Annotated in this window: 26 protein-coding genes and 1 pseudogene; 5 read left to right on the top strand and 22 right to left on the bottom strand. The window is 33.4% G+C overall.

Features of this window, described 5'->3' with window-relative positions; all coding sequences use genetic code 11:
- Nucleotides 1-51: 51 nt before the first annotated feature.
- The 7 genes from LS41612_RS23625 to LS41612_RS01580 are packed head-to-tail and all read right to left on the bottom strand — an operon-like array spanning nucleotide 52 to nucleotide 3,173.
- A complete protein-coding gene (locus LS41612_RS23625) occupies nucleotides 52-177 on the bottom strand; it encodes a hypothetical protein (protein ID WP_256682588.1) in 126 nt (41 codons plus the stop codon).
- 32 nt (nucleotides 178-209) lie between these two features.
- The gene (locus LS41612_RS23620; RefSeq protein WP_255702601.1) at nucleotides 210-335 is read right to left on the bottom strand and encodes a hypothetical protein; all 126 of its coding nucleotides are present in this window, start codon (nucleotides 333-335) and stop codon (nucleotides 210-212) included.
- A 32-nt stretch (nucleotides 336-367) separates the two neighbouring features.
- The gene (locus LS41612_RS23615; RefSeq protein WP_255702602.1) at nucleotides 368-493 is read right to left on the bottom strand and encodes a hypothetical protein; all 126 of its coding nucleotides are present in this window, start codon (nucleotides 491-493) and stop codon (nucleotides 368-370) included.
- A 32-nt stretch (nucleotides 494-525) separates the two neighbouring features.
- Nucleotides 526-651 carry a hypothetical protein gene (locus LS41612_RS23610; RefSeq protein ID WP_255702602.1) on the bottom strand — a complete coding sequence of 42 codons (126 nt, stop codon included), beginning with the start codon at nucleotides 649-651 and terminating at the stop codon, nucleotides 526-528.
- 32 nt (nucleotides 652-683) lie between these two features.
- Nucleotides 684-809: a hypothetical protein gene (locus tag LS41612_RS23605; protein ID WP_256682589.1), complete on the bottom strand. Its 126-nt coding sequence runs from the start codon at nucleotides 807-809 to the stop codon at nucleotides 684-686.
- Between the two features lie 35 nt (nucleotides 810-844).
- Entirely contained in the window at nucleotides 845-1,588 is a 744-nt protein-coding gene (locus LS41612_RS01585) for a S41 family peptidase (RefSeq protein WP_024364035.1), read from the bottom strand.
- Entirely contained in the window at nucleotides 1,581-3,173 is a 1,593-nt protein-coding gene (locus tag LS41612_RS01580; RefSeq protein ID WP_024364036.1) for an ATP-binding cassette domain-containing protein, read from the bottom strand. Before LS41612_RS01580 ends, LS41612_RS01585 begins: the two co-directional genes overlap by 8 nt.
- 212 nt (nucleotides 3,174-3,385) lie before the next feature.
- On the opposite strand from LS41612_RS01580, the gene LS41612_RS01575 reads away from it, so the two are divergent.
- The 3 genes from LS41612_RS01575 to abc-f all read left to right on the top strand — a co-directional run bounded on the left by LS41612_RS01575 (nucleotide 3,386) and on the right by abc-f (nucleotide 8,871).
- Nucleotides 3,386-4,258 (top strand): Rgg family transcriptional regulator, encoded by an 873-nt coding sequence (locus tag LS41612_RS01575; protein ID WP_024364037.1) that lies wholly within the window; start codon nucleotides 3,386-3,388, stop codon nucleotides 4,256-4,258.
- 46 nt (nucleotides 4,259-4,304) lie between these two features.
- A complete protein-coding gene (locus LS41612_RS01570; protein ID WP_024364038.1) occupies nucleotides 4,305-7,271 on the top strand; it encodes a lantibiotic dehydratase in 2,967 nt (988 codons plus the stop codon).
- A 124-nt stretch (nucleotides 7,272-7,395) separates the two neighbouring features.
- The gene (gene abc-f, locus LS41612_RS01565; protein ID WP_024364039.1) at nucleotides 7,396-8,871 is read left to right on the top strand and encodes a ribosomal protection-like ABC-F family protein; all 1,476 of its coding nucleotides are present in this window, start codon (nucleotides 7,396-7,398) and stop codon (nucleotides 8,869-8,871) included.
- A gap of 99 nt (nucleotides 8,872-8,970) precedes the next feature.
- Here the strand turns inward: abc-f and LS41612_RS01560 are convergent, their stop codons facing one another.
- The 3 genes from LS41612_RS01560 to LS41612_RS01550 all read right to left on the bottom strand — a co-directional run bounded on the left by LS41612_RS01560 (nucleotide 8,971) and on the right by LS41612_RS01550 (nucleotide 11,840).
- The gene (locus tag LS41612_RS01560; protein WP_024364040.1) at nucleotides 8,971-9,474 is read right to left on the bottom strand and encodes a GNAT family N-acetyltransferase; all 504 of its coding nucleotides are present in this window, start codon (nucleotides 9,472-9,474) and stop codon (nucleotides 8,971-8,973) included.
- Between the two features lie 33 nt (nucleotides 9,475-9,507).
- Nucleotides 9,508-10,773, bottom strand: coding sequence for a histidine--tRNA ligase (locus tag LS41612_RS01555; RefSeq protein ID WP_024364041.1), 1,266 nt, complete (start codon nucleotides 10,771-10,773; stop codon nucleotides 9,508-9,510).
- Nucleotides 10,774-11,318: 545 nt separating this feature from the next.
- The gene (locus LS41612_RS01550; RefSeq protein WP_024364042.1) at nucleotides 11,319-11,840 is read right to left on the bottom strand and encodes a GNAT family N-acetyltransferase; all 522 of its coding nucleotides are present in this window, start codon (nucleotides 11,838-11,840) and stop codon (nucleotides 11,319-11,321) included.
- 198 nt (nucleotides 11,841-12,038) lie between these two features.
- Here LS41612_RS01550 and LS41612_RS01545 point away from each other — a divergent pair, with 198 nt between their 5' ends.
- Both LS41612_RS01545 and LS41612_RS01540 read left to right on the top strand, forming a co-directional pair.
- Entirely contained in the window at nucleotides 12,039-12,746 is a 708-nt protein-coding gene (locus tag LS41612_RS01545) for a DUF421 domain-containing protein (protein ID WP_024364043.1), read from the top strand.
- A gap of 115 nt (nucleotides 12,747-12,861) precedes the next feature.
- Nucleotides 12,862-14,283, top strand: a complete 1,422-nt coding sequence (locus LS41612_RS01540; protein WP_024364044.1) for an MDR family MFS transporter — start codon at nucleotides 12,862-12,864, stop codon at nucleotides 14,281-14,283.
- An 84-nt stretch (nucleotides 14,284-14,367) separates the two neighbouring features.
- Here LS41612_RS01540 and LS41612_RS01535 read toward each other — a convergent pair whose 3' ends face one another.
- From LS41612_RS01535 to glmS, 12 genes and pseudogenes are all read right to left on the bottom strand, one after another.
- Nucleotides 14,368-14,736: a hypothetical protein gene (locus LS41612_RS01535; protein WP_024364045.1), complete on the bottom strand. Its 369-nt coding sequence runs from the start codon at nucleotides 14,734-14,736 to the stop codon at nucleotides 14,368-14,370.
- Nucleotides 14,737-14,764: 28 nt separating this feature from the next.
- Nucleotides 14,765-15,229: a hypothetical protein gene (locus LS41612_RS01530; protein WP_147294337.1), complete on the bottom strand. Its 465-nt coding sequence runs from the start codon at nucleotides 15,227-15,229 to the stop codon at nucleotides 14,765-14,767.
- 102 nt (nucleotides 15,230-15,331) lie between these two features.
- Nucleotides 15,332-16,684, bottom strand: a complete 1,353-nt coding sequence (locus LS41612_RS01525) for a sensor histidine kinase (protein ID WP_024364047.1) — start codon at nucleotides 16,682-16,684, stop codon at nucleotides 15,332-15,334.
- Entirely contained in the window at nucleotides 16,681-17,388 is a 708-nt protein-coding gene (locus LS41612_RS01520) for a LytR/AlgR family response regulator transcription factor (RefSeq protein ID WP_024364048.1), read from the bottom strand. The genes LS41612_RS01525 and LS41612_RS01520 overlap by 4 nt, the downstream gene beginning before the upstream one ends.
- Before the next feature lie 805 nt (nucleotides 17,389-18,193).
- The gene (locus LS41612_RS01515; RefSeq protein ID WP_024364049.1) at nucleotides 18,194-18,604 is read right to left on the bottom strand and encodes a hypothetical protein; all 411 of its coding nucleotides are present in this window, start codon (nucleotides 18,602-18,604) and stop codon (nucleotides 18,194-18,196) included.
- Between the two features lie 19 nt (nucleotides 18,605-18,623).
- Nucleotides 18,624-19,421 carry a MauE/DoxX family redox-associated membrane protein gene (locus tag LS41612_RS01510; protein WP_024364050.1) on the bottom strand — a complete coding sequence of 266 codons (798 nt, stop codon included), beginning with the start codon at nucleotides 19,419-19,421 and terminating at the stop codon, nucleotides 18,624-18,626.
- Entirely contained in the window at nucleotides 19,414-19,875 is a 462-nt protein-coding gene (locus tag LS41612_RS01505) for a TlpA family protein disulfide reductase (protein ID WP_024364051.1), read from the bottom strand. The genes LS41612_RS01510 and LS41612_RS01505 overlap by 8 nt, the downstream gene beginning before the upstream one ends.
- Nucleotides 19,862-21,616 carry an ATP-binding cassette domain-containing protein gene (locus LS41612_RS01500; protein WP_024364052.1) on the bottom strand — a complete coding sequence of 585 codons (1,755 nt, stop codon included), beginning with the start codon at nucleotides 21,614-21,616 and terminating at the stop codon, nucleotides 19,862-19,864. Before LS41612_RS01500 ends, LS41612_RS01505 begins: the two co-directional genes overlap by 14 nt.
- Nucleotides 21,600-22,079 (bottom strand): hypothetical protein, encoded by a 480-nt coding sequence (locus tag LS41612_RS01495; protein ID WP_024364053.1) that lies wholly within the window; start codon nucleotides 22,077-22,079, stop codon nucleotides 21,600-21,602. The genes LS41612_RS01500 and LS41612_RS01495 overlap by 17 nt, the downstream gene beginning before the upstream one ends.
- 571 nt (nucleotides 22,080-22,650) lie before the next feature.
- Nucleotides 22,651-23,082: a hypothetical protein gene (locus tag LS41612_RS01480; RefSeq protein WP_024364056.1), complete on the bottom strand. Its 432-nt coding sequence runs from the start codon at nucleotides 23,080-23,082 to the stop codon at nucleotides 22,651-22,653.
- A 38-nt stretch (nucleotides 23,083-23,120) separates the two neighbouring features.
- Nucleotides 23,121-23,631, bottom strand: a pseudogene (locus tag LS41612_RS01475) (TnsA endonuclease N-terminal domain-containing protein); the annotation flags it as partial.
- A gap of 151 nt (nucleotides 23,632-23,782) precedes the next feature.
- On the bottom strand, nucleotides 23,783-25,585 hold the full coding sequence (gene glmS, locus LS41612_RS01470; protein WP_024364058.1) for a glutamine--fructose-6-phosphate transaminase (isomerizing): 1,803 nt from the start codon (nucleotides 25,583-25,585) through the stop codon (nucleotides 23,783-23,785).
- Between the last annotated feature and the right edge of the window lie 291 nt (nucleotides 25,586-25,876).

Raw genomic sequence — 25,876 nt, 5'->3', positions numbered from 1 at the left:
AAATCCATTTCTTCATCTGATCACCTCTTCAAATCAACTTAATTATAAAAATTAGTTACGTGTCAGTTCCCCACGGTGTCCACCGCTTGCATATAATGCTGATTCGATTGATAAAATTTTATTATCAAATTTTGTAATTTGTATTGCGTCCATTTTTGGGCTAATCCATTTTTTCATCTGTCTTCACCTCCTTATCATTTTGCGAGCTATTAGTTACGTGTCAGTTCCCCACGGTGTCCACCGCTTGCATATAATGCTGATTCGATTGATAAAATTTTATTATCGAATTTTGTGATTTGTAATGCGTCCATTTTTGGGCTAATCCACTTTTTCATCTGTCTTCACCTCCTTATATTTTTGCGAGCTATTAGTTACGTGTCAGTTCTCCACGGTGTCCACTGCTTGCGTATAATGCTGATTCGATTGATAAAATTTTATTATCGAATTTTGTGATTTGTAATGCGTCCATTTTTGGGCTAATCCACTTTTTCATCTGTCTTCACCTCCTTATATTTTTGCGAGCTATTAGTTACGTGTCAGTTCTCCACGGTGTCCACTGCTTGCGTATAATGCTGATTCGATTGATAAAATTTTATTATCAAATTTTGTGATTTGTAATGCGTCCATTTTTGGGCTAATCCACTTTTTCATCTGTCTTCACCTCCTTATATTTTTGCGAGCTATTAGTTACGTGTCAGTTCTCCACGGTGTCCACTGCTTGCGTATAATGCTGATTCAATTGATAAAATTTTATTATCAAATTTTGTGATTTGTAATGCGTCCATTTTTGGGCCAATCCACTTTTTCATCTGTTTTCACCTCCTTTAATAGTGCTAATTGATAGCTAAAGCATCATTATTTCAGGGGGCTTGTAGCTACGGGTGTTAGCCATGCTTTTAACGGCATAGTAATAATTAAAATCAAAAGGAATATCGATATTAAAATCAGTTTCTATTTTCGATATAGGTATAAGAACTTTTTTATTGGGCGCGGTAATTTGTTTATAGATATACTCTTTTCCATAAGTCTTACTACCAATAATTGTGGTATTTTTGTCATCCTTGAATTTATCCGCAAATAACTCAGCAGAGCTACATGTTGAATTTGAGACGAGTATATAGATATGAGCAATTGAATATTTCTTACAGGTGTGAACAAACCAATTATAGTAATTAATCATCTTCTGCAATTCCCCGCCGAAATTAACTCTTAAATCGATCACGATATTTTTCTTATAGATTTGTTCATCTATTTCTGGAATGACATCAAAACTAATACATTGTAAAAACAAGTGATTATTACTAGTAAAATTTTCGTACACAATCTGGCTCCAATCGAAGTCTTCTAAAGTTAAAATCCACTGACTACCATTATCAAACTCCACTATGTTTTCCCCAATTGCCCAATTACTACTAACATCAGGTGCTTTACCGTTAGCTTTCACAATCGTATTGGATTGGATCTCTTTCGGTAATGGAGGATAAATATCTATGATGGATATTTTAGAATCACTTTTCCGGATTAGTATTCCGAATTTTTCGAAAATTTTCTCCAAAGTTTCTTCCTCTATCGTGATTACTTTAGACATATGCCACAGACTCCTTATCGACATAATTTGTAAAATCGTATTTTATATCAAATTTGTCGTAGATATCCTCTGGTGTGTTGTGCGAAACAACAATGATTGTTTTATCTTTTATATTTAACAGCTCATCCCAAAATATTTGACTATTAAAACTATCAAGATTAGAAGTAGGTTCATCAAAAATTAAAGTCGATTTATCTGACATTAATCCTCTTAAAATAAGCAATCTTCTCTTTTCACCGCTAGAGAGTTTTGTTACGTCTTCACTTAAAAGTTTCTCTTCTGATAAAAACTTCTTCATATAATTAAGTTCTTCTTCACTATACTCATCTCTTAATAAAATATTAAATATAGGTGAACCATCAAAAAGATTGTTGTCAGTCATAACGTACATAATATCTTTAAATGGATTACTATCAACCTTAAGACTATTGTTGTCATAACAAATTTCCCCAGTATGGTTGCTCTTTAATAATCCCAATATTGATTCTAAAAATATAGATTTGCCTAAACCACTTTGCCCTGTAATAATATGTGTGTTGTTTTTTTGGAAAGTTACATCATTATAGTTGAAAACCGTATTATCAAATTTAAAGGATAATTTTTTAGTAGTAATTGCGTTATCATAGCTAATCGCTGTTTCAAGATTATCTGTTTCTACACAGATAATGGAGTTAATATCTTCTCTTAGTTTTTTTGTGCTGTTTATATTATTTATACTCCTTGAAAGCGATAAAATCGGCATACTTAATTGCTCTACTAAACCTAAAAGGGTAATCGTAACACCAGGAGTAATATGACCTTTAATAATTAATAAAACCGATATCGCTAGAATTAAGAAATGAGATGAATATGATAGCAAGGAATACATTGTATTTAATGTAATTCTATAATTCTCCGTTTTTAACCCCGCATCTCTTTCTTTATTAATTTCATTTCTAGACCTATTTCGAAAAAGGGCATCAGCATTTAAAATTCTTACGTACTTTAGATTATCTAATAGATTTTTAAAAAAGCTGAGGTTATCCCCTTTTTGGTTTAAAAAGCTTTTTTCAAGATTCGCCAGTTTATCTTTGAATAATTTAGTTACCAATAAAGGCAGAAACATAAAAGCAATTACAACCAAGCCAATATAGATATTAATAATAAGTAAAGACGTTGTAACGAAAACGATCCTTAGCGTTAAGTAAATAGCATCAAAAGAACTTCTATAATATTGATACTCTAAACTATCAACAACATTCGTTAACGCATTTAAGTGATGTTCATTTTTCACCTTTATATTTGAAAAGTCTCTGGTCTTTAATACGTTGTTAATAATTGAATTTTTAAGTTTTGCAAAAGTATTTCTAATTAAATGATTTTCATATTTCCATTCTAAAAAGTAAAATAGCACTTCGATTAAAATTAAAACCCCGAAAATCAAAATATACGTAGATACTTTATCTAAATTTTGATCAAGTGCTCCTTGAAATAAATCACCTTTAATAAATTGGATAATTGTCCCCATTAATGTTGAAACAATTAAAATAGAAATCAAAAGAAATGTACTTCTATTTTTTATTCCAAAAATAATAGATTTTTTCAAATCCAAGCCCCTCCTAGCCTACTCATTAAAAAATAAATAGAGTAATTACGTAGAAAATATCAATCCATCCACCCATTTAATAAAACCTCCTTTCAACTTAAACTGTATTCTCAAATCGAATAAACGCTGTTGTTTATATGTTTGATAATAGAGAAATAAATTGATTGAATGGTAAAATGTATACAAATATATACATTTTAGGAGGTTTTGCTATGTTTGGTCCTACAATTGAAATGATAAGAGAAGGTAAAAAGATTAAAATAAAGGATCTTTGTGATGGCATAGTGACTCGAGCTGCTTATCATCGTTTTGCCAGCGGTCAAACTGACACTAGTATCCACAATCTATCCTTATTTATGGATAGATTGCATATTTCTCCTAATGAGTTTTTCTTAATTCATAGCGACTATGCGAGTGATAAAGTAGTTTGCTTTTTAAAAGAATTATCTAGAGCATATAGGGTGCAGGATATTCAAGAATTGCGCTCTTTAAGGAAGAAACTAGAGGCAGATTTTACTGGTTTAAAAAATGAACATATGACCGATCTTCTGAATTTCAGGATTTGTAGGTTGTTGGGGCAGGATATTGATGGCAAAAAAAGCAGTTTATTTAAGTATTTAATCAGTACTGAATTTTGGACTCATTATGAACTAGTACTATTTACAAATAGTATGTATGTTTTTTCATTAGAATTAATCGATGCTATTCTTATACGTTGTATTCAAAGGTTTAATAAATACAGTCAGACTAGGCCTTATGGAAATGAAGGCTTTAGACTTGTAGTCAATGCATTAATTTTAGCCTTTGAACAAAAAGATTCATTTTACACTACTAAATGGATTGATCTATTAAACACCATACAACTAAATGATAGCGATTTCTTTGAAAAAGCACTGTTCAAAATATTTAAAGGGTTTTATGACATCACAATACACAAAGATCAAAATTCCATTTCAGAAGTAATAAAAACAATTGAGTTTGTTGGGCATATAGAAGCCCGCGAACATGAAGTTATGTTTAATCGAATGCTGGACTTCATACTTGAGCATAGCGGATTAGAGAAAGTCCATTCTTTAAAAACATAACTCAATTGAAAACCTCTCTTAATTAAATAATTTTGAGGTGAATCACATGTATGAAATGATGCCCTATATCAATGTAAGAACAGCGAATCACTCAACTAACGAGGAAAATCAAGATCGTTGGTTTGATAAAAAACTTTTTACTAGTTCCAGTAGCTTATATCATCAATTGCAAAGGAATGAGAATTTTAACAAAGCCACACTAGCTAAAAGAAAATATTTAAATAGATCTAGATATAGAGCAACACCCTTCGGCTTATTTTCATCTGTCTACTTCAATACTATAGATGAAGTAAATCATTCAACAAATCAAATGATTATTCAACATGACTTTAAAGTATATACAAATATTGACTCAGAATGGATAAGTAAATTTATTTCCACTCTAAAATATGAAAATTTAGCAAGCTTACAGGTTACGTGGAATTCAAATGTGGTCTACCAAAATTCCAATTTTTTATATAATAATTGGACATTAGATGATAAAAAGAAGTTTAATACAAATAAAATTCAAATAAATTCTCTATTAGAAGCAATTCAAGTCCATGCTAAAAATGCCGTTACTGTTGAAGAGTTAGCCGAAAAACTCGAAGAACAAAATCGTATTCTTTTACCATTTAAAATTTTATTAAATGTAGTGAAACAATTGATCCATGGTGGCTATTTGATTACGGATTTAGACAATTTAACATTTATTCAAGACTTCGAACTTCTAATTCGCTATGTTGAAGAGAAAAATTATTCTTTCCCAAAAGATGCGATCAAGCAAATAAGAACTTTAATAAAAAATCAAAATAATTCTATAAGCAAGTTCAATATAGATACTGTAAACAAGTTGGAAAAACTATTAGCTTCAATTCATAATTGTGAACATTACCTTCGCTTTGATAGTGAAACTAACGTTATTAATCTTGATTTAGATAAAGGTCTTATAGAAAAAACTCTCTTACCTTTCGTTAATTTCCTATCGACTTATGCAATACGGGTACCTGTAAGTGATAGATATCAAGCTGATATCCATTTTTTTAAAGAAAAGTACGGAAATTCAAAAGTAAAGTTTTTAGATTTCTACAAAAACTATCAATTGATTAGAGAGAAAAATTGTTCGCTAGAACGCAAAACTTCAGATTTAGAGAAAAAAATAAAAATGCAATTATTAGCACTAACATCTACGGCAGCATACAGACATTTAAAAGAAATCGACATAGCAAATTTGCATTTTGAAGACCTAAAAATAGAAAGCGAAATTTCTCCAACAATACAAAGTTGTTTTTATTTAGAGAGTAAAAATGGACAACTTAACTTTTCACTAACCCCGTATGCTGGAAATTCGGGACTTGGACGTTTAGAAGGACGCTTTTCTTATATAAATGCAGCCTATTTTACAACAATGAAAAATATTGAAAGAAGAAAAATTGCAGAAGCTAATACAGAGGTCATTACCGTTAAATATATGCCTAAAAATCAACACTACTATAATATTATGAATGATTGCTATGATGGCAATTTAAATCTTCAATATGGAACTGCTGAAAATCAACAATCAGTTCCATTAGAGCAGCTCTTTATTAGCATACAAGATAATAAAATAACACTTTCTGCATTATTAGATGGTGGTATCGAAAAAATAGTAAAGTTTGAGCAATATAATGTATCCAATATCGAACATTTTTCCCCACATATTTTAAATGACTTGCTATTTTGGAGTAGCAATTACTACGCAAATATTATGTCGCTACTATTTGATATTCAAAAAATACGAAAAGACTTTATTCATTTTCCAAAGGTTCTCTTTAACGACATTGAATTAATCCCTCAATCTTGGCTAATTAAAAATTATATGGGAGATATTCGCTCACAAGATCAATTTTTCAGCAAGTTTACCGAAATGAAAACGATTTATGAAATACCGGATTCGCTTTTTGTTAGATGTAATGACCTAAGAATATTAATCGATACTCATCGTAAAGAGGATTTAGATATTTTATGGGATATTTATAAAACGGATAATTCTTTTACTATTTACCTTGAAGAAAATTCATTGAACTTAGCAAACTTCATTACGCTTGACTCAGAAGGCAACCATTATATGTCTGAGTTTGTTTTTAACTTTGTCGCACAAAAGATTAAGCCTAAGAAACTTGTCCAACTACCTTTGTTTCAAACAAAGGAAGAATTAAATTTAGAAAGAAAAGTTAACTGGCAACATTTTAATATTTATTTACCGCACGAACTCCAAGACGACTTTTTAGGCACTTATTTAAATGAGCTTATTAAAGAGCTAAAATCCAACGGTGCAATTACTAAGTCTTTTTACATTCGTTATTTTGATGATAGACATCATATAAGATTAAGAATTTCTCCAACTTCTCAATTTAATGGAATCGATGAATATCTAGCACAAGGCGTCATAGCCGGAGATATCATCGATTATAGTAGTGGAAAGTACGACCCAGAATACGAAAGATATGGAGGATTGACTACCATGTCGGAGGCAGAGGATTTTTTCTGTGCTGATAGTACGCTTATTCTTAGTTTGTTAGCTTCTTGTTTAGTAGATGAAAAAATAGATAAAGTGGATCATGCTATTTATCTTATTTTTAAACTACTATCTCTTCATACCAAGGATCTACATCAACAGTTCCGTATTATGGATGATGGTTATTCGAATAAGGACTTTTCAAAAAATTTCCGTGAAAATAGACATAAATATTTGGTATTTAGTGATATTGCTACATCTTCAAATCCTGATTTAGCTCATCATTTTGCTTTCAACAAAGAACAACTGAGCTACTGGGAGCTTCAATTGTCCAACTACTTTAACAAATTATTAAATGAAAAACGATTTGATTTTAATATTATTCGAAGTTTAATACATATGACATGTATAAGACTGTTTGGTATTAAATCAGAAGAGGAAGAATTAGTTGGAAATATGGTTTGGAGAGTTTTAAAACAACGAATTGCTATGAAAAAGAAAGCAACTAACGCTAACCTTATTTTAAACCTAAACTAAAACAAGCATCGTTCTACAATTTATATTTCCATGGAAATAATTTTCTCTTTTTTAGCATGATCTACACGTTTTATTCAAAGAAGAGGAACATGCCATCTTCATTTTTGAGACTGGAGGGATACAAATGGAAGAGCTTGCTTTAAAATTAAACAATGTTCAAATTAGTTTTGGGGACAAGGAAATCTTTGATACTAAGGAATTAACCGTTTATCAAAATGATCGCATTGGTATCGTAGGGAAAAATGGCCAAGGCAAAACGACTTTATTGAATATAATTGCAGGTACGATTACACCTGATAATGGAAAGATTGAACGATTTGTCGATTTCAATTATTTTCAACAAATCGGCGAGCTAAAGGAAGAAACGAATGCTGACTATTTAGATTCCCAACTACTTAGCCGCATGAACGTTCCTACTAACAGTGTTGAAACACTTAGTGGTGGAGAACAATCAAAATTTCGTTTAGTTCAGTTACTTTCTCAATATAAAATGGGTCTGCTGCTAGACGAACCGACAACGCACGTAGATAAAAATGGCATTGACATAATGATTGAAGAATTAAATTATTACTACGGTACTTTAATATTTGTCAGCCATGATCGCTATTTTATTAATGCAATTGCCACAAAAATCTGGGAAATAGAGAATGGGAAAATCAAAGAATTTAACGGCAATTACGATCAATATCTGGAACAGAAACAACAAGAGAAATTGGAGTTACAAAGAAAATATCAAAAAGTCACAAAAGAAAAAGAACGATTACAAGAAGCTGTAGAAGTGAAAAAGAGTCAGGCAAAGAAAATTTCTATCGTTAGTGAAAAAAACAAACAAAGAAATATCAAACCGAATCGCTTAGCTTCTTCCAAACAAAAAGACACGGTTCAAAAGAGTATGATGAAAACCGTTAAATCAATAGAGAAAAGAATGGATATGTTAGAGGAGATTCATATTGACAAAGATCCTAAACCAATTTCTTTTCCGATAGTGAAAGAGCTTGAAATAAATAATCGTTTTCCAATAATGGGACATAATATTACAGTTACAGCTGGAGACAATATACTTCTTGCAGAACAGGATTTCCAATTCCCACTTGGCAAGAAGATAGCTATAGTAGGAGACAATGGAGTAGGTAAATCAACTTTCTTACACTATATAATGAATAATCAAGATGGTATCACGCTTTCCTCGAAAATTGCATTTTGCACTTATCAGCAAATGGATTATAAACTGAGTGGGGACATAAGTATATTAGAGTATCTTATGAAGATAAGTGAGTATAAAGAAAGTTTTATTCGGGCGATTCTCAGTAACCTTGGCTTTGAAGAAGCCACTATTAGAAAACCTTTACATGCGCTGAGTGGTGGAGAAGCAACACGAATTTCTTTGGCAGCCCTTTTTGCCAAACCTTCTAATGTCCTTATTTTAGATGAACCGACAAATTTTATAGACTTAGCTACCATTGAAGCATTGGAAAAATTTTTACTAGGCTATAAAGGAACAGTGCTCTTTACTACTCACGATCAGCTTATTGTAGAAAGAGTAGCTGACCAAATTTGGGAAATTAAAGATAAAACGTTACAGCTTATCAAGGAAAAATAGAATGAGCCTCTAAGGCATTAAAACCACCCGCGATGAGACGGGTGGTTTTCAAATGAGGAAACAGTCAAAGATAGAAGTGAAATCATAAGTTCTTTCAAATTAGAAATATAACACCATCAATTCCTCGTCATAATAGTGCCCATTAAATTGAAGGGCATTGCGTTCTAAGCCGTAAACCTCAAAGCCTAATGACTTATATAACTTTTGGGCTGAACTATTATCGGAAACAACTGTTAAGTTTATTTGCTCCAAACCTTCACAACATTTCGCCCTCTTTATTAGTTCGCTCATCAGTAATTTCCCTAATCCACCCCCTCTTCCTTCAGGTGCAACATACATACCAAAAACATTCCCTTTATGACTCATTTTTGGACTGTCTTCACGCACAAAAGTTACAATGCCTACCAACGAACCATTGTTATGAAAAGCACCGAGCACAAACTTTTCCGCTGTTGCTTCTATTCGCTCTGCAACTTCTTGTAACGAAACGTATACTTCACGCTCATATGTGGAACCAAATGCTTCCGGATTATTTCTTAATGCACTTAAACGCACTTCTTGATATACTTGTGCATCTGATTTACTTAAAATACGAATCTCCATAATCTATCCCCTTACCGTTCGTTATCGTTCCATTCATGCATTGAAAATAAAAGTTTTAGTAACGGTCTCCCCTGTCTGCATATTTTTTAACATATAGTGATTTTGCGTTACTTCCTCTTGTCCCAACACAATGACAAAAGGAATGTTTTCACGATTTGCTTTATCCATCGCTTTTCTTAATTTTTTACCACTAAGCTCTACTTCAACGCGATAGTCTTTCCGCAATGCTTTTGCTAATACAAGAGACTCTACTGTTGTATGAATGGGAATGATATAAATATCAATTAATGTCTCCTGATTTTTTTGTTCATCTAACATCATGGCTGTAAAAATAACATCTAACCCAAATGAAATACCGACCGTAGCGAACTTTTCGGTTCCCCCTAATAGCCCGCCAATCGCATTATCATAACGACCCCCGCTCCCTATACTGGATGTTATTCGACCATCCCGTACGAACATTTCATAAATAGTTCCCGTATAGATTTCTAGCCCACGAGCAAGCAAAGGATTAAATAGACAATTTTTTGTAATACCAAGCTTATTTAAATAGTGTTCTAATTCTTCCATTTCGGCTACCCCTTCTTGAATCAGAGGCTCATCATATTGGCCGAAATAAGCTAGTGTATTTTTTCTATCGTCTTGTAAAAAATATGCGATTTGCTTTACAACAGCAAGTTGCAAACCTAGCTCTGTTAACTCTGCTAAAACTGCATCATTACCTACTTTTTCAATTTTATCGAGTATTAAAATTACTCGACTTCGCACATCAGCATCTACACCAAAAACACCAAGTAAGCCAACTAATAGCTTACGATTGTTATATTGAATGACAACATCTTGCTCTAGCTTTTCAAAAGCATCTAATGCCATCATCATCAATTCCGCCTCAGCTGCTTGTGAATCAACTCCAACAATATCTACATCACATTGTGTAAACTCGCGAAATCTCCCCGCTTTAATCGGGCCATCTCGGAACACTTTGCCAATTTCATAACGTTTAAATGGCATCGGTAATGTAGGGTTCATTGCAATGACCTTTGCGAATGGAATCGTTAAATCATAACGTAATGCTAGTTCACGTTCTCCTCGATCCGATAGCACATACATCTCTTGTAAAATTTCAGCACCTCCTGCGTATTTAGATGCCATTAAGTTTGTATAGTTTAAAATCGGTGTTTCGAGTGGTTTACACCCATAGGTGATAAAAGTATCTTCTAACGTACGCCGGATTTTACGACGAATACGTTCTTGCTCTGGTAAATAATCTTGCGTTCCTCTAACATTTTGATAATCCATTTTCTTCATCTGCATTGCTCCTTTTTTAGAAAATAAAAAAACCGTACTAACATAAGCTCCAACTTCGGCTTAGTTATACGATTTCATGAGAAATAGTCTTCCTATTCATTATTAAAAAATTAATAAAGATAGCAAGACTAGTGGATATGATGATGTTGAGTTGCTGAAATTAGACGTTGTAAAAACGACATATAATCTCCTCCATTCAATTATTTGTAACTTTATACCAAACGAATAATTTTGTCAATTCATTATTTTCTAATAAAAGGAATACCTAATGGAGATAGACCCAAGAAGTGGCTGAGACAAAAGAGAAAAAGTGTTAGAATTGACTCACTAGTTGTTGGTAACGAAGGCGGTGACTCCTGCTCAGAACAGCACACAATGTAAGACGCGGGCAACAACGGCATAGCAAGATTAATTACACTTCTAATTTTTTTTGCAAAAGCAAGAATAGCTAAATTCTCCATATAGCAAAAAATTATGAACACCTTTCGTCTATTTCTTAAATTTTTTTAGTTATGTCCCAGCCCCTAGTTAAAACTTTATAGTAACTTTTGATACAGTTCAAATTTCTCTAAACCATATTCACTATAACCTAAATCAACTGTATCAATATACGCAAAATCATATTTTTTATAGAGGTTGATAGCAGGTTGATTTTTTTCATATACATCCAAGCGAATGGCCTTAATATTCATGGCTTTACTATGCTCAATAATAAAATCCATAATTTTTGTGCCAATGCCCTTTTTTAGATAAGCCGGATGTACGGCAAAAGTATGTATAACCAAGATGTCTTCAGCATCTAAATGTATTTTCCAATCCACTTTCGAATAAGCCATTTCCTGTTCACGTCTTAAAATAACCGTCCCTGCAATATGACTTCCATCTTTCAGCACATATAAATTACCTTCCTGTATGCCCTTAATTGCCGTTTCTTTTATAGGATATATTCCTTTTTTCCATCCAGGATAATTAATATGGGCATCAAGGTAGTCGTTTAACTCATTATATAAAGACTCTATTTCTTCTATATGACAATTCGTTCCCTTTTCTATCTTCATCGTTTCATTCCTTTGCTAGTTAGTTAATTATTAAACTTCATTATAGATTAATCTAAATTGGGTCACAATGATCATCCTACCACGGGTTGTGAAAGGACAGCCAAATGGAGGATGAAATTTCTTTTAGAACGGGTAAAGGATACTACAAGCGGCGAGGAAAGATTGGACAAATTGAAAATCAACAGAGGAGTTGTTGTCATGACGTATATGAATATTGGATTGAAGTTATTTTTCGGGTTAATTGCTTTATTACTTGTGACACGTTTGTTGGGCAAAAAAGAAATATCACAGCTTACCCCCTTTGACTTTGTATATTCCATTGTTCTTGGCGGTATATTGGAAGAAAGCATCTATGATAACAAAATTTCAGCTCTTCATGTATGGTTCGCGGTTGCCGTTTGGGGAATGCTGCTGTTCATCATCGAAAATCTATCGAAACGTTCCAATAAATTTAGAGTTCTTCTAAAGGGCGAAACGTCAATTTTAATTAGAGATGGTGAATTTAACTTAAAAGAACTACAAGCGAATCATCTAGAAATGGAGCAGTTACGGATTATGCTACGACAGCAAGGTGTCTTCTCTCTTCGGGAAGTTTGTGATTTATACTTAGAACCTGGTGGTACGGTTAGTCTAAAAAAATATGCTGAATTTGATACTGTCACACCAGCTATGCTTCATTTAAAAACGAAAGACGACACGATGAACTTCCTATTTGTGGATGAAGGAGAAATTAACGAAGAAATATTAAGGTATACGGGTAAATCCAAAGAATGGTTATATGATGAACTGCGCAAGGAAGGCTTCCCTACAATTCAGGATATTTTGTATGCGGAATGGTCACAGACAGATGGATTTTTCATCAAAACCTATACGAATAACAAAGAAGGTATCCGCAAAGGGAATTAAAATCGTAGGCTTTAGCTTGGTATATTATCAAAGTGAAACTAGGTTTGTTATTTGGGAGATTTAGGGGTAATATATATTGAATAAATTTAACTGTATGGAAGTATAGAGGGAAACTATGAGAAAAAAAGTTATTATGTCATTAATGTTAATGACATTCCTTTCTGCTGTAGAAGGAACAATTATTAGTACAGCAATCCCCCGTATTACAAGTGATTTGTCAGGTGTCGAACTTGTTAGTTGGGTGTATGCCATTTATATGCTTGCCACCGCCGTTTCGACCCCAATTTACGGGAAACTAGCAGATTTATTTGGTCGCAAAAAAGTATTACTTATAGGCGCTGCCATTTTTTTAATCGGTTCTGCGCTTTGCGGTGTTGTAACCTCAATGGAACAGCTTATCGTCTTTCGTGCCCTTCAAGGTCTTGGAGCCGGCGCCATTATGCCTATTACAATGACAATTATTGGTGACCTATATAGCGAAGTGAAAGACCGTGCAAAAGCGCAAGGATGGATTAGTGCCGTTTGGGGGGTCTCGGGTGTTATCGGACCATTAGTTGGCGGTTTTTTAGTTGACTCTCTTTCTTGGCGCTACATCTTTTTCTTAAACGTTCCTTTTGGCATTATCGCTTGCTTAATGATTGTCATTTATTACAAAGAATCTATTAGGCCTGCAAAACATCATATCGACTATCTTGGTGCAACAGTGTTCTCATTAAGTGCAATCGCTCTACTTTACGCATTATTAACAGGTAGCAGCAAAAACAACTGGGGAGACATGTCCATTATAAGTCTCCTAATCTTTGCCGTTGTGTCATTTATTATTTTCTTATTGATAGAGAAAAAATCACCGGAACCATTAATTCCGTTAGCCTTATTCTCTAACCGTACATTATCAACTATTAATATATTAACCCTTATCTCTGGTGCTATGCTTATCAGCATTACGATGTATCTTCCTATTTGGAGCCAAGGAGTGTTAGGGAAAAACGCAACAGATGCTGGGCTTATTTTAATGCCCCTACCTGTTATGTGGACAGTTGGTACATTATTCTCTAGTAAACTAGTAGGTCGCTTCAATACGAAACAAATCATTCTACTAGGGGTTAGCGTACTATCCGTTGCCGCCTTCTCATTATTTACATTATCGACAGAATCACCCGCTTTCCTTATTTATGTTGGGGTTGGATTATTCGGATTAGGCATGGGGCTTGTGACGCCAATTTACATGGTAACAATTCAAACAGCGGTTTCAAATCAAACACGCGGAACAGCCATTGGTTTAAATACATTTATTAATACATTTAGCCAAACGTTAGGAGCTGCAGTTTTCGGGGCGATGTTCAACACGATGATCCATGCACAAGGTATTCAAAACCTAGACCTTGTATCTTCTGGAGGACATGCTGGAACATCACAAGAGGCATTGGCTTCCAGTGTACATTTTATTTATATGGGTACTTTTATATTAGCACTTGTAACGTTACTAATTGTTTGGTTCTTTTTAAAGCCAGCCCCACAACTAGTGAGCGATAAATAAACTATGAAGAGCTAGCAAGCCCAGAAAGTTTTACGCATTGTAAAATTTTCTGGGCTTATTTACTAAGGCTTTACTCTAGCATTCCTATAATTGAGCTCGAAGTAACTGAAATTTTCGCATCACCACATTTTGTCTATAGTCCAATTGCTCTTTTAATTTTGTGAAATTAACTGAATGTAAGTTGCTTCTGGCATTAGATTGAAGCATTTCTTCTGCTGAGTAGTTATACGGATTTGCTGGCTCCTTCACACCATAAAATGGATTATAGGGATTAGCAGTAAATGAAGTAAGTGAGGCTGCTTTAGTATACGTTTCCGATTTTTGCGCGTTGTGCTTTTTTACGATTGCCTCCACATCTGACTTTTGCTGTTCTGTTAATTGGATTTTTGGATTGGACAATACGGATTGTGCATATTTAGCAGCAGTTGCACTATTGTTAGAGGTTATATACATAGAATCATTCCCTTCGGATGTAGTAAGTTTAAAATTTGTTTCTCATTTGATTTAAATTGTTATAAAAACTGTAGATATTAGTATTATTACTAGACATATTTTTCGGATAATACAAGTTACTAAGAAAATTTGACGCATTAAATGCACCAGCATTGAACCCATTTGTTAAAGTTGCAAAAGGGTAAGAGGAAGTTCCTAAGTTAGTATAGATACCTGACATTAATAAATCGCTAAAGCCCGCACTATTCATACCTGCCGCACCAATTAATTTCCACATTTGATTGTTTTGCATAGCTTGCGTATTTGATTTAGCAGCTTCCTTTGTAAATTGTTGTGTAGTTTCATTTAAAACCTCTTGGAAGGTTCTTTGTTGTTGTGCAGACAAATTTAATTTTGGATTGCTTACGATATTCGCTAAATAACTTTGGATAGGTAAATAACTATTAGTATAGATGGACATACAATCACCTCGAATTAAAATCTTACTTTTCATTTCGACGCAACTTACATAAAATGTTGAATTATGTCATGGAAAACGTTTTTTATGTCATAAACGAAAACTACTCTCTATGCTAAGCATAGAGAGTATACAAGATTATGATTGTGCTTGAAAATGGAGCATGATATGTAATTCGAACATTTGATGATTTGTGTTGATTTGCATAGCCCCGTTATATTTATTGGCAATGTCTTGTATGATTTGAAGTCCAAGTCCAGTCCCGCAACCTTGTTCATTCACAAAAGTTGGGAGTGGATTAGTCATCGTTAAGATATACGTACATTTATGCTGCGTCGATTGAATACTTATCAAAGCATTAGGTAGATTCTTTGTAGCAGTCAGCGCATTATCAATTGCATTATGCAGGATAATACAAAAATCATATACATCGCAATGTACATAGCTTGGATAGGAGAATGTAGACTCAATGACAACAGCTTGTGCATGCGCCTTTTTTATTTTTTCTTGAATTAAAATGTCAACAATCGCATGTCCTGTAATAGAAGAGGTCACTTTTGAATCCATTTGCTGTTGCATGCTGTTTAAATACACGCTAGCTTCTGTTAATTGTTTCGTTTCAATAAGCCTCTCAACCGTAGCAGAGTGATTTTTCACATCATGCTTTAACCGTTGCATGTCTTTGTATAGATTATCAATACTTTGAAGATGCGCTTGTAGCTGATGGGTTTGATTGACAAGGACTAGCTGCTTTTGCTGCTGTGCACGTTGTAAATCAAGTCTTTGCACTAAAATAAGCACTCCAAACATTGCTGCAATGATAATGCAATTATGAATCCCCCAATATTTTAAAAACGGATCTATAACGCCTAGACCAATCTGTTCGTCAATGACTTGGTGATATTGATTCATCATAAAATAGCTCGACATCCCAATAAGCGGCGGTAAAATAAGGAGTAAAATTTCCCGATTTACAAACGTTCGTGGGTGCATGCGTATATATTTTTCGTAAAAATGGATGACACACCATAAGCCCATTGTATAGAAAACAAGGAGCAGAAACATTAACCAAATTGAATAGCCGAAGTAACCAATTGTTACATCAAATAGATGAGGAATAATCCATTTTTCTACTAGGTAAAACGATAGATCACTAATTGGGCGATATAAAATAATAACAATTGTTGGCGCCATCCAACGTATTGAAAAATAAGTAATGACAATAAAAAATTTTAAATAGATAGAACTATTTTTTATTGGTAGTAATAGTAAAAAGGCTGTTAATGACGCAAATAAATAGACACCAAAATTTGATATATCACCTATCAACCATTCTAGTACTATAACCGCAATAAAATAGCCCATTGCGATAATCAATAAATACGAATGCTGAATAAAAATACGACAAAAACGATAGAAAAAATAAGCTGTACAAACTTGCATTAACCAATTGAAAATTGTGTTCGTTATGTCAAAGCTATCATAACTCATGTATGTAGGTATCCTTTATGATGGATGTAATGCATATAAGCTTGAAGGAATTGTGTATATTTCTTTTGCGAAAGAGGTAATATCGTTCCATTATCTAATATGATTTGTTGCTTAGTATAGCTGGCAATATAGTCAAGGTTGACTAAATAAGAGCGGTTGATTCGGTAAAAGCTATTGCCGAGATTTTCTTCGTACTGTTTAAGTCGCCCTATAAATGTGTATGAGCCATTTTCTATATGTACTGTTAGTTTACGACCCAAAACTTCAATGTAATGAATTTCGTGGTAAAAAACTTTTTGTAAGTCAAAACCGGATTTAATAACGAGATAAGGCAAGTCAATCAACTGACTAGAACGATTGTTAAGTGCTGTATGTAATACCTCATACAATTTTTTCGTGTCAAAAGGTTTTAATAAATAGTGAAATGCTTGCACGTCAAATGCCTGAAAAACATATTGTTCGAATGCTGTTACAAAAATAATCGGGTTTACATGCTGGCGTGCTCTTAATTTTTCAGCTACGACTATACCTTTTATATCAGGCATTTCAATATCTAAAAATAATACATCAAAAGAGCCTTCTTGGTTTAGTAAGTCAAACCCATTGTGGAATTGTTTAATTTGTACGTTAGGGTAACGCACTTTAATTTTAGTTGCAATTGCGTTCGTTATAGCTTTCTCATCATCGCATATCCAAATATTCAAAAGCATCACCTCTCTTGTGTCGAAAGTCTATCATTAAAATAGAGAAAGTCAAATAAATGTTGCACAGCAACAGGATGTATCGACTTACCAAGCCCCTAATAAAAAAAATTGTAGTTCTATAAGGATATGTTTTGGAGATTTTATCTACAAAGAGGATAATGCCAATAAAAAACTACACATGAAACGGCGGCATATGCCCAACCGTCCATGTGTAGTTTTTTTATTTTTTAACCAATCGTTCTGTTGTAGCTACCTCAATTTCTTCAATAGCCCAATGTGTTAGCAGGACGTTCAAAGAATGATTAAGAAATTTCACTGCGTGCGTGTTAAAGAACCAGTTATATTTGTTGGATTGGAATAAAGTTTGATTAAAAAATATCCCTCAATCCTTATCTAATAGCAACTTCAAAAACTCCATTTTGAAAAAAGATTGATCAAAATGGAGTTACTTTTTTTAGATAAGTATGAGATTTTTATAAAAAAGTTTGATCATTTTTCAGCTATGTTGGTTCCACAATTGCGCCCGATTGCTAAAAAGGACTGTTTTAAGTTATGACACCCTGTTTAACTGTTATAATTTTCCTGAATATAAAGAAGCCGATTCTCTATTGAAACCGACTTTTTAAATAATTAAAGTGCACCTCAATTATTAAAATTTGTTTTAAGTTTGTTTTACAGCTGTTCCATCATGGCCATTCTTTACAACAAAAAAACATTTCTCGACATAAGGGCGCAACTCACCCTTTTTTCGCTACATGTTTTAAAAAATATGCTCCTGTACTAAAGACTTTTGTATAGCCCCTTCTTAAACGGATTCTAGACTCTCTTTTACACTAATAAAAAGAGGGTATTCTGTAACTATTTCATCTTCTGCATTAGTTAAAACTATTCTATGATTTCCCTGCTTGACTACTGGAAACATGATGTTCAAACCAATATCCATCCCTGGATTCATTCCCTCTTTTCTGAAATTTCGCATTTCAAAACTATCTTCATAAAAGATATCATTTTCTTCGTTAATTACACTGATATATAAATGGTCTAAAAAATCGACTTCCTTAAATAAAAACTTCATAAATACTTTAAGCTTTATCATGCTAGGTAAAACATTTACAGAGGTTTCATTTAATATATTATGTAATGATGTACTTAAAACATTATCATCATAATTTATATCTTCACATACTATTATTTGCCCATAAAACTTTTTATTCATGATAACTTTTCTCCTTAATTTAGTTGTATTTAAGGTATAGTGATACATTGTTATATGTTTGTATGCTTTTCCCTTTTATGATACTAATAAAATCTTCTGAAATAAAATCACTATCTACCAATACTACTCTAGTGTTCCACTTCTTTTCTTTTCCCTTTACCAACCATGCTGGACCACTTAAAAATACTACAATTGAGTCTTGTTTATTTATTGATAAAATGGAATCAATCTCAGAAAAAGAGTCAGACTTATAATCTAAAAAAATAGCTAAACCTTTATTCAATTTTTGGTTAGCCAAAAAATCTATCACAATGTTTGTAGTTCTTTTTTTGTTAACTAAGTAGATACAAATAAAAATTAAAAAAATTAAGAGGATACTTAACATTACTACTAATTTAGTTTGAATTTTTATTTGGACGGTACTAAAAAAAGAATAGTTAACAATAATTACTGTTATGAGTAACAAATTTCTTTGTATAGGATATTTATTCAATAATTTCACATTCCCAAAACACGTACAGGTTTTTAATGAACTGTCTTTTTTACTTTGTTTTTTTAAATAGGTAAAAATTGTAAATATAGAAAGTAAACATATTGCTACTGCATTACTTAAAAAATAATACTTACTTAATGTAAAGGAAAAAAATAGTCCTAGTTCTAATGATAAGACACATACTGCCGCTATAGGAGCCAAGCGCCTGGGGACTACCTTATAATCTATTATTTCAAGATTAAAATCTTTAATACTTATTACTTTCGCATAAAAAGCAAGTAAGAATAATGATCCAAGAATTATATTTATTGAGTAGTTAATCATTAGAAAATGCCTTCGCTCGACCTAATTCTAATAAATCGCTACTATTGTATACATTTTGACCCTTAACTACACGTTTACTAGTGTCAATTAGATATGCATACGGTGTTGTGAAAACCCGGTATTTTAAAGGTAAATCTTCACGTTTTAGGCTATACAATGGGAATTCGAATTTGAAGTGACTTTTTATTTCTTCTATTTCTTCGTTTGAAGCCTCTACAAAAAGAGAAAAGTTACCGTTAAATTGATCTGTTACCTCTTGTAGCTGGGGTAACAAATCTATGCAATCTAAACAACTAAGCGAAATGAAACATAATAAAGAAGTGGTTGTACTTGAATTGTTAAAAAGGTCTCCTTCAATAACATCACCTGGTTCATACGGTACTTGTACAATCTTTTGATTTTCAGGCTGTCCTGTTTTGGACTGAAATATTTTTTTGAATTTAGACTGTAACATCTAATCTCTCCTCCTTTTTATCATTGTTTAATTCTTTGTAAAATGAATTTTCTCGAATCAATTCGTAGTGTGTTCCAAATCCCACTATTTTGCCGCTATTTATACATAATATCTTATCGAATCTTTTCGCTAATGCTAAATCATGTGTAACAAGTATTGTAGTTAATAAATTTCTTTCCAATAGAATTAAGTTAATAACATTATTTGTTGTCATAGGGTCTAATGCCGAGGTTGGTTCATCTAGGATTAGCACATCAGCCTCTTTGACGAGCGCTCTGCCGATTGCTATTTTTTGCCATTGACCTCCTGATAGCTGCTGCCCTCCTGAAAATTCATATCCTAACATAGCATTTAAATTATTTTTCAAATTATCTGGTATAAGCATAGGATATTTTTTGATTAAGTTTGATAATCTCTCAATATTTGTATCATCATTTTCAAAGAGAATATTTTCCTTAACCGTAAGTGGGTATTTAACAAAATCCTGACTAACAATAGATATTTGCTCTAATAGAGTTTTTCTTTTTATTAAATTAATGTCTATTCCATTAAAAAAGAGCATACCATCCTCTATATTATGAAGAGCAGAGATTATCTTAGCTAGAGTAGATTTACCAGAACCATTTTCCCCTACAATTGCTATATTTTCTCCTATTTTAAAAGAAAGACTAATATCTTCTAGTGCTTTTTTATCCATATTCGGATAAGTAAACGAGAGATTATCAAGTCTAACATTCTCTATTTTATTCATATCGAGTGCTGTATCATCCAACTTATTCTCGTTAAACTTTTCAAAGAAACTTTCTCCGTCTTTTATTACTAGCTTCGTCTCTTTTAACTTACCTAAAATTTCAGCTAGGCCAATTAAAGCCGATTGCAGAAAACCAGCTGCTGTGATTATTGCAAAATAATCACCTATTGAATTTTTATTTGTAAGCATAATCCCTGTCACAATAACTAACTGAACAGCCATTATTGAAATAACATTAGGTAAATGCATGAGGAATCGCCATTTAAATTCAGTGTTCATCAGTGCTTTTTGTTTTTCTATACCAATAGTATTATTGACTGACCATTTCTGTAATAAGAAATTTTTATTCGAGAAGACCATATTTTCCTTCTGAGTTTGGGGGTTTAAAAGTAACTGAAAAAAACTTTCTTTACCTCTACCTATTTCGGCAGTATCTCGGTAATAAAAACGTAGTTTTTTTGCGTAAAAATTTTGAAATATAGCATTTGGCACAGCTAATGGGATTAATATCAATAAAACTAGCCAGTTATATTGGAAAATAAGATATGAGTATGCAACAACGAAAATTAAATTTTTCCCTAGATCAATATAATAATCGGGGAGAGCAGATAATGTTCCCAATGTCCCTCTAAAATAATTAACTTCGTTTTGATAAGTGGGGGTCTCAAGTTCGGTTATCGTATTAAAGTTAAGTATACTTAAAAACTTATGGTTTAACTGGGATTCTACTGTTAATCGGATTAGTGATTTAATATATGTAATTACCTGCTCCGCTACTTTAGTTGATAATGAGAATGCACTGAGTAACAGAAGTAAAATTAGTGAATGTTTAAAGTTTGACATACCCAATGAATCTATAAATTTTTCAGTGAAAGTTACCAGTTGGCTATTTAAAAGAGCGGTAATGATGATCAGTAAAGTGACGGAAATAAATTTTAGTTTTGAATTTTTATAAATATTTTTGTCTAATAATTTATTTTTGTGACTCAATGATTTCACCTATTTGATATTTAAATGGTTTCAACATTCTATCTAATGTTTCAATTTTCCCGAATGGACCAGAACTAATAATTTGTAATTCCTTATTAACCGCTATACCCCAGGGAGCCCTTGCAAAGCCAAATGTTTCATTCATTTTATTATACGGGAACGAGAATATCATATTTTGATTTGGTAGTGCTTCTTTAATTGCATTTAAATTTTGTAGATCTGTATCAATTAAGAAACAAGTATTTAATTTCGGATTGGTTTGTAAAACACTATCTATCGCCTCAAAAGCGGCTTCACATGCGGAACAGCTAGTGCTTAAAAAAACAATAAATAGATGATTTGAAACCAAGTCACTTAGAAACAATCCATTTTTAACTTCGGCATTAACTAAATAGTCACCCTTTTCTATAGGGTCAACATTTTGCTTTAAAAATTTGTGGTGTTCCTTTGGAAAAGAAATCATGTATTTTCCTCCTTGTTCAAAAGTATTTAAGCTACTTCAAATAGAAGTAGCTTAAATGGGTTACCAGTATTATTAGCAGCATCTTAACGTTGTAGTTGATGAGTAGTAACAATCAGTTTTACTACCATTTTGACATTTAGCATAAATATGTTGCTGGTAACTCTTTTCTAACCATAAGAACCCACAACCATCATTATGGTTGCAAAATGCATCACCATAACATTCACCCACTTTATTCCATCCTTGAGGACATGACATAACTTCCACCTCCTAATATGTATAATTAAACCCATAATTTAGGTATGTAATTAATATAACATATAAGGGATAAACTGTAAATAAATATATTCACATTATAGAAAATTTGGTAATTATATACTTTAAATAATTACATTTCTCTATAATTGTTAAATTTCATCATAAATAAAACAGCATACAAATATATGCTGTTTTCGTAATTGATGCTGAAAAACGACTTCTTCTAAAAAATCCGATTTATATTGCTGGCTAGGCTCTAATAAAATGCATGTTTCATAATCCATTCCGTTATCATTCGCGATATAAATTTTGTCTAAATGACGTGGATCATACACAATATCAATACTTTTGTTATCAGCCTTGTATACCATTGTTCTTCGATTGCTCGCTTTGAATCTGCATAAAAATCACGCAAAATAAAATGGTACACATTTTTTAACGAATAGTTATTGGCTTTGCGGTAGTATTTATTAATGGCATGTTCAAATTGCGTCTTAATCTCATCAGTTATATTAATGCCACTTCGATATTCACCATTTACAGTTACTCTACGTGAGCGACCAACCTTATCATTGTTAAGATTTTTAGTCTTCCCACGACCACCCGAGTTTGCGTAATTGGGTAATATAGCATTTTTGTTCATGCCACGTTGCCAATAGCGGCTTAGCAGTTTTTTCACCTTTGTTTTGCCTAGTCCGCTCTCGGCGGCAATCTCTACTATTTTTACTTCACGTCCCTTTTTCATTAGTAGCTCTTTCATATTAAGGAGGATAAAATTTTCTACAGTGCCCAGTCCTTATCTCGTTTGTTAATTTGAACAGACGTTAATTCATCATGCTCAAGCTCTATCTCTAATTGGATATAGCTTCCTTTTAGGCAGTAGCTCATCTTTTATTTTTATTGTTCGTGCAAGCTCTACTAATCCACTTCCTTTTTCTACCGTTAATAAAAAATCCGTTGTCATTACAACTGGCTCATTCGTTTTAGGGTCTGTAGGATGTTTTAGACCTAATTCATCAGCAATGACAATTGTTTCTTCTAACGGCAATAAAGGAAATTGTTCTCGAATATCAACAACGGAATCCGAATATTCCGTTAAATAAAAGTGATTTCTTTCCAAATCAGATAGAAATTCATGCTGCCTATTTGTTTTAATACCTTTTAAACGTGTAGACCGACCTTTCGAAGACACATCTTGAATGTTTAACCATGGTTTATAATCGGCTCCAACTCCAGAGCCACGACCTTCTTTAATCCACTTTTCGGCTTTAGATGTTCTAGTTCGTTTTGACATAAAAACACCCCTTTAGATAGTATTATCCAAAGGGGGAAAACGGTGAAACTTTTTTACAAACGGTATAACTTTATTTTAAACGATACATCTTTTTTATAAACGGTACGACTTTATTTCAAATCAACAATATTAACACCCTCAGCTCTAAGCCCTACTCCACAGTCACTGATTTAGCTAAGTTACGAGGTTTATCAACGTCACAACGACGATGGAGTGCCGCATAGTAGCTAATTAGCTGTAATGGCACAACTGAAACAAGTGGTGTTAAGTATTCGTTAACATGCGGAATCACTAGACGGTCGCCGTCTTCGTCTACGCCAGCCATAGCGATAATGCATGGATATGCTCCACGTGCAGCTACCTCTTTGACATTGCCGCGAATATTTAAGGCTACCGATTCTTGTGTGACAAGGGCGAAAACGGGTGTGCCTTCTTCAATCAAAGCAATCGTACCATGTTTTAGTTCGCCACCTGCAAAACCTTCTGCTTGAATATATGAAATTTCTTTTAGTTTTAAAGCACCTTCAAGACTTACACAGAAGTCGATATTTCGACCAATGAAGAAAGCGTTGCGTGCAATTTTTAAGTAGTCCTCTGCGATGTCTTCTAATACATCTTTTGCATCAATAATTGTTTGAATACCGTTAGCCGCAATTGCAAGCTCTTGTTTTAAATCAAATTCTAAGCCTTTACCGCTTGCTTTTGCTGTCACATATGCTGCTAGTGCAAGTACTGCCACCTGCGCTACATATGCTTTTGTTGAAGCTACAGCGATTTCAGGACCTGCATGTAATAATAATGTATAATCTGCTTCACGTGATAGCGTTGAACCTGGTACGTTTGTAATCGTTAATGTTGGATACCCAAGCTCTTTAATTTTCACAAGTACTTGGCGGCTATCCGCTGTTTCACCTGATTGGGTAATAAAGATAAATAGTGGTTTTTCTGAAAGTAGTGGCATGTTATAACCAAACTCGCTTGAAATATGCACTTCTACCGGAATACCAGCCATTTTCTCGAAATATTGTTTACCGATTAAACCTGCATGGTAACTTGTGCCGGCAGCAATAATGTATAATCGATCGGCAGCTTGCAATGCTTGTAATATCGCTGCATCAATTGTTAAATCGCCATTTTCGCCTTCGTACGCTTGAATGATTTTACGGATAACCGTCGGCTGTTCATCCATCTCTTTTAACATATAGTGAGGGTACGTACCTTTTTCAATATCGCTCATATCAAGCTCTGCTGTGTAAGGTGCACGCTCCACTACTGTGCCATCTAATTTTGTAATTTGCACACTACCTTTGTGCACGATAACGACTTCTTTATCGTGTAATTCCACAAATTGATCAGTTACTTGTAGCATTGCCATGGCATCTGATGCAACTACATTGAAACCATCGCCTACACCTACAAGAAGTGGTGATTTGTTTTTCGCCACAAAAATTGTATCAGCCGCTTCAGCATCTAATAATGCAAGTGCATAAGAGCCGTGTAGTAGAGATAATGTTTTGCGGAACGCCTCTGCTGTTTGCAGTCCATCTTTCACAAATAGCTCTACTAACTGCACGATTACTTCTGTATCCGTGTCAGATTTCATTGGGATGCCTTTTAAGTATGTTTTTTGTAATAAATGATAGTTTTCAATCACACCATTATGCACAATCGTAAAACGACCTGATGCGCTTTGATGAGGGTGCGCGTTTAAACGGTTAGGTACTCCGTGCGTTGCCCAACGTGTATGACCGATTCCTACCTTAGCCGCTACATCCTCGTCTACTGCTCCACGTAAATCAGCGATACGACCTTTTTCCTTGAAGATTGTTACGCCTTCTTCGTTGCGTACAGCGATACCTGCTGAGTCATAGCCACGGTACTCTAGCTTCTCTAAACCTTTTAATAAAATTTCCTTAGCATCTGATTCACCAATATATCCTACAATTCCACACATATTATATTTCCTCCGATATTGTCATATTAACGCAATGACAAACTAGACCTCAGCCTATCGAAATTTTTCGGTGGGCGTAAACAGTACCGCTTATTTTCAAAACGAAAATAAACATACTTATGCGCGCACGTCCTCAGACTATTTCAGCTATCTAAAATAGTGCTTTGCTCGATACGTGAAGTTTTCCTATTTATCTATTGCTCTACTTATACCTTCTCCATTTTCTGTACATTCAATCACTCAAATGCTTTCAAAATGAAAAATGACAATCGGGTATGTCGATCGGGAGGC

Source organism: Lysinibacillus sphaericus (genome assembly GCF_002982115.1).
In the GTDB taxonomy this organism is placed as follows: domain Bacteria; phylum Bacillota; class Bacilli; order Bacillales_A; family Planococcaceae; genus Lysinibacillus; species Lysinibacillus sphaericus.
Note: the sequence above shows the minus strand (reverse complement) of the source record. Positions and strands in the feature narration are given on the sequence as shown.

Coding starts and splice junctions, on each gene's coding strand:
- LS41612_RS23625 (WP_256682588.1), bottom strand. CDS start 177: ATGAAAAAATGGATTAGCCCAAAAATGGACGCAATACAAATTACAAAA.
- LS41612_RS23620 (WP_255702601.1), bottom strand. CDS start 335: ATGAAAAAGTGGATTAGCCCAAAAATGGACGCATTACAAATCACAAAA.
- LS41612_RS23615 (WP_255702602.1), bottom strand. CDS start 493: ATGAAAAAGTGGATTAGCCCAAAAATGGACGCATTACAAATCACAAAA.
- LS41612_RS23610 (WP_255702602.1), bottom strand. CDS start 651: ATGAAAAAGTGGATTAGCCCAAAAATGGACGCATTACAAATCACAAAA.
- LS41612_RS23605 (WP_256682589.1), bottom strand. CDS start 809: ATGAAAAAGTGGATTGGCCCAAAAATGGACGCATTACAAATCACAAAA.
- LS41612_RS01585 (WP_024364035.1), bottom strand. CDS start 1,588: ATGTCTAAAGTAATCACGATAGAGGAAGAAACTTTGGAGAAAATTTTC.
- LS41612_RS01575 (WP_024364037.1), top strand. CDS start 3,386: ATGTTTGGTCCTACAATTGAAATGATAAGAGAAGGTAAAAAGATTAAA.
- LS41612_RS01570 (WP_024364038.1), top strand. CDS start 4,305: ATGTATGAAATGATGCCCTATATCAATGTAAGAACAGCGAATCACTCA.
- abc-f (WP_024364039.1), top strand. CDS start 7,396: ATGGAAGAGCTTGCTTTAAAATTAAACAATGTTCAAATTAGTTTTGGG.
- LS41612_RS01560 (WP_024364040.1), bottom strand. CDS start 9,474: ATGGAGATTCGTATTTTAAGTAAATCAGATGCACAAGTATATCAAGAA.
- LS41612_RS01555 (WP_024364041.1), bottom strand. CDS start 10,773: ATGGATTATCAAAATGTTAGAGGAACGCAAGATTATTTACCAGAGCAA.
- LS41612_RS01550 (WP_024364042.1), bottom strand. CDS start 11,840: ATGAAGATAGAAAAGGGAACGAATTGTCATATAGAAGAAATAGAGTCT.
- LS41612_RS01545 (WP_024364043.1), top strand. CDS start 12,039: ATGACGTATATGAATATTGGATTGAAGTTATTTTTCGGGTTAATTGCT.
- LS41612_RS01540 (WP_024364044.1), top strand. CDS start 12,862: ATGAGAAAAAAAGTTATTATGTCATTAATGTTAATGACATTCCTTTCT.
- LS41612_RS01535 (WP_024364045.1), bottom strand. CDS start 14,736: ATGTATATAACCTCTAACAATAGTGCAACTGCTGCTAAATATGCACAA.
- LS41612_RS01530 (WP_147294337.1), bottom strand. CDS start 15,229: ATGAAAAGTAAGATTTTAATTCGAGGTGATTGTATGTCCATCTATACT.
- LS41612_RS01525 (WP_024364047.1), bottom strand. CDS start 16,684: ATGAGTTATGATAGCTTTGACATAACGAACACAATTTTCAATTGGTTA.
- LS41612_RS01515 (WP_024364049.1), bottom strand. CDS start 18,604: ATGAATAAAAAGTTTTATGGGCAAATAATAGTATGTGAAGATATAAAT.
- LS41612_RS01510 (WP_024364050.1), bottom strand. CDS start 19,421: ATGATTAACTACTCAATAAATATAATTCTTGGATCATTATTCTTACTT.
- LS41612_RS01505 (WP_024364051.1), bottom strand. CDS start 19,875: ATGTTACAGTCTAAATTCAAAAAAATATTTCAGTCCAAAACAGGACAG.
- LS41612_RS01495 (WP_024364053.1), bottom strand. CDS start 22,079: ATGATTTCTTTTCCAAAGGAACACCACAAATTTTTAAAGCAAAATGTT.
- LS41612_RS01480 (WP_024364056.1), bottom strand. CDS start 23,082: ATGAAAAAGGGACGTGAAGTAAAAATAGTAGAGATTGCCGCCGAGAGC.
- glmS (WP_024364058.1), bottom strand. CDS start 25,585: ATGTGTGGAATTGTAGGATATATTGGTGAATCAGATGCTAAGGAAATT.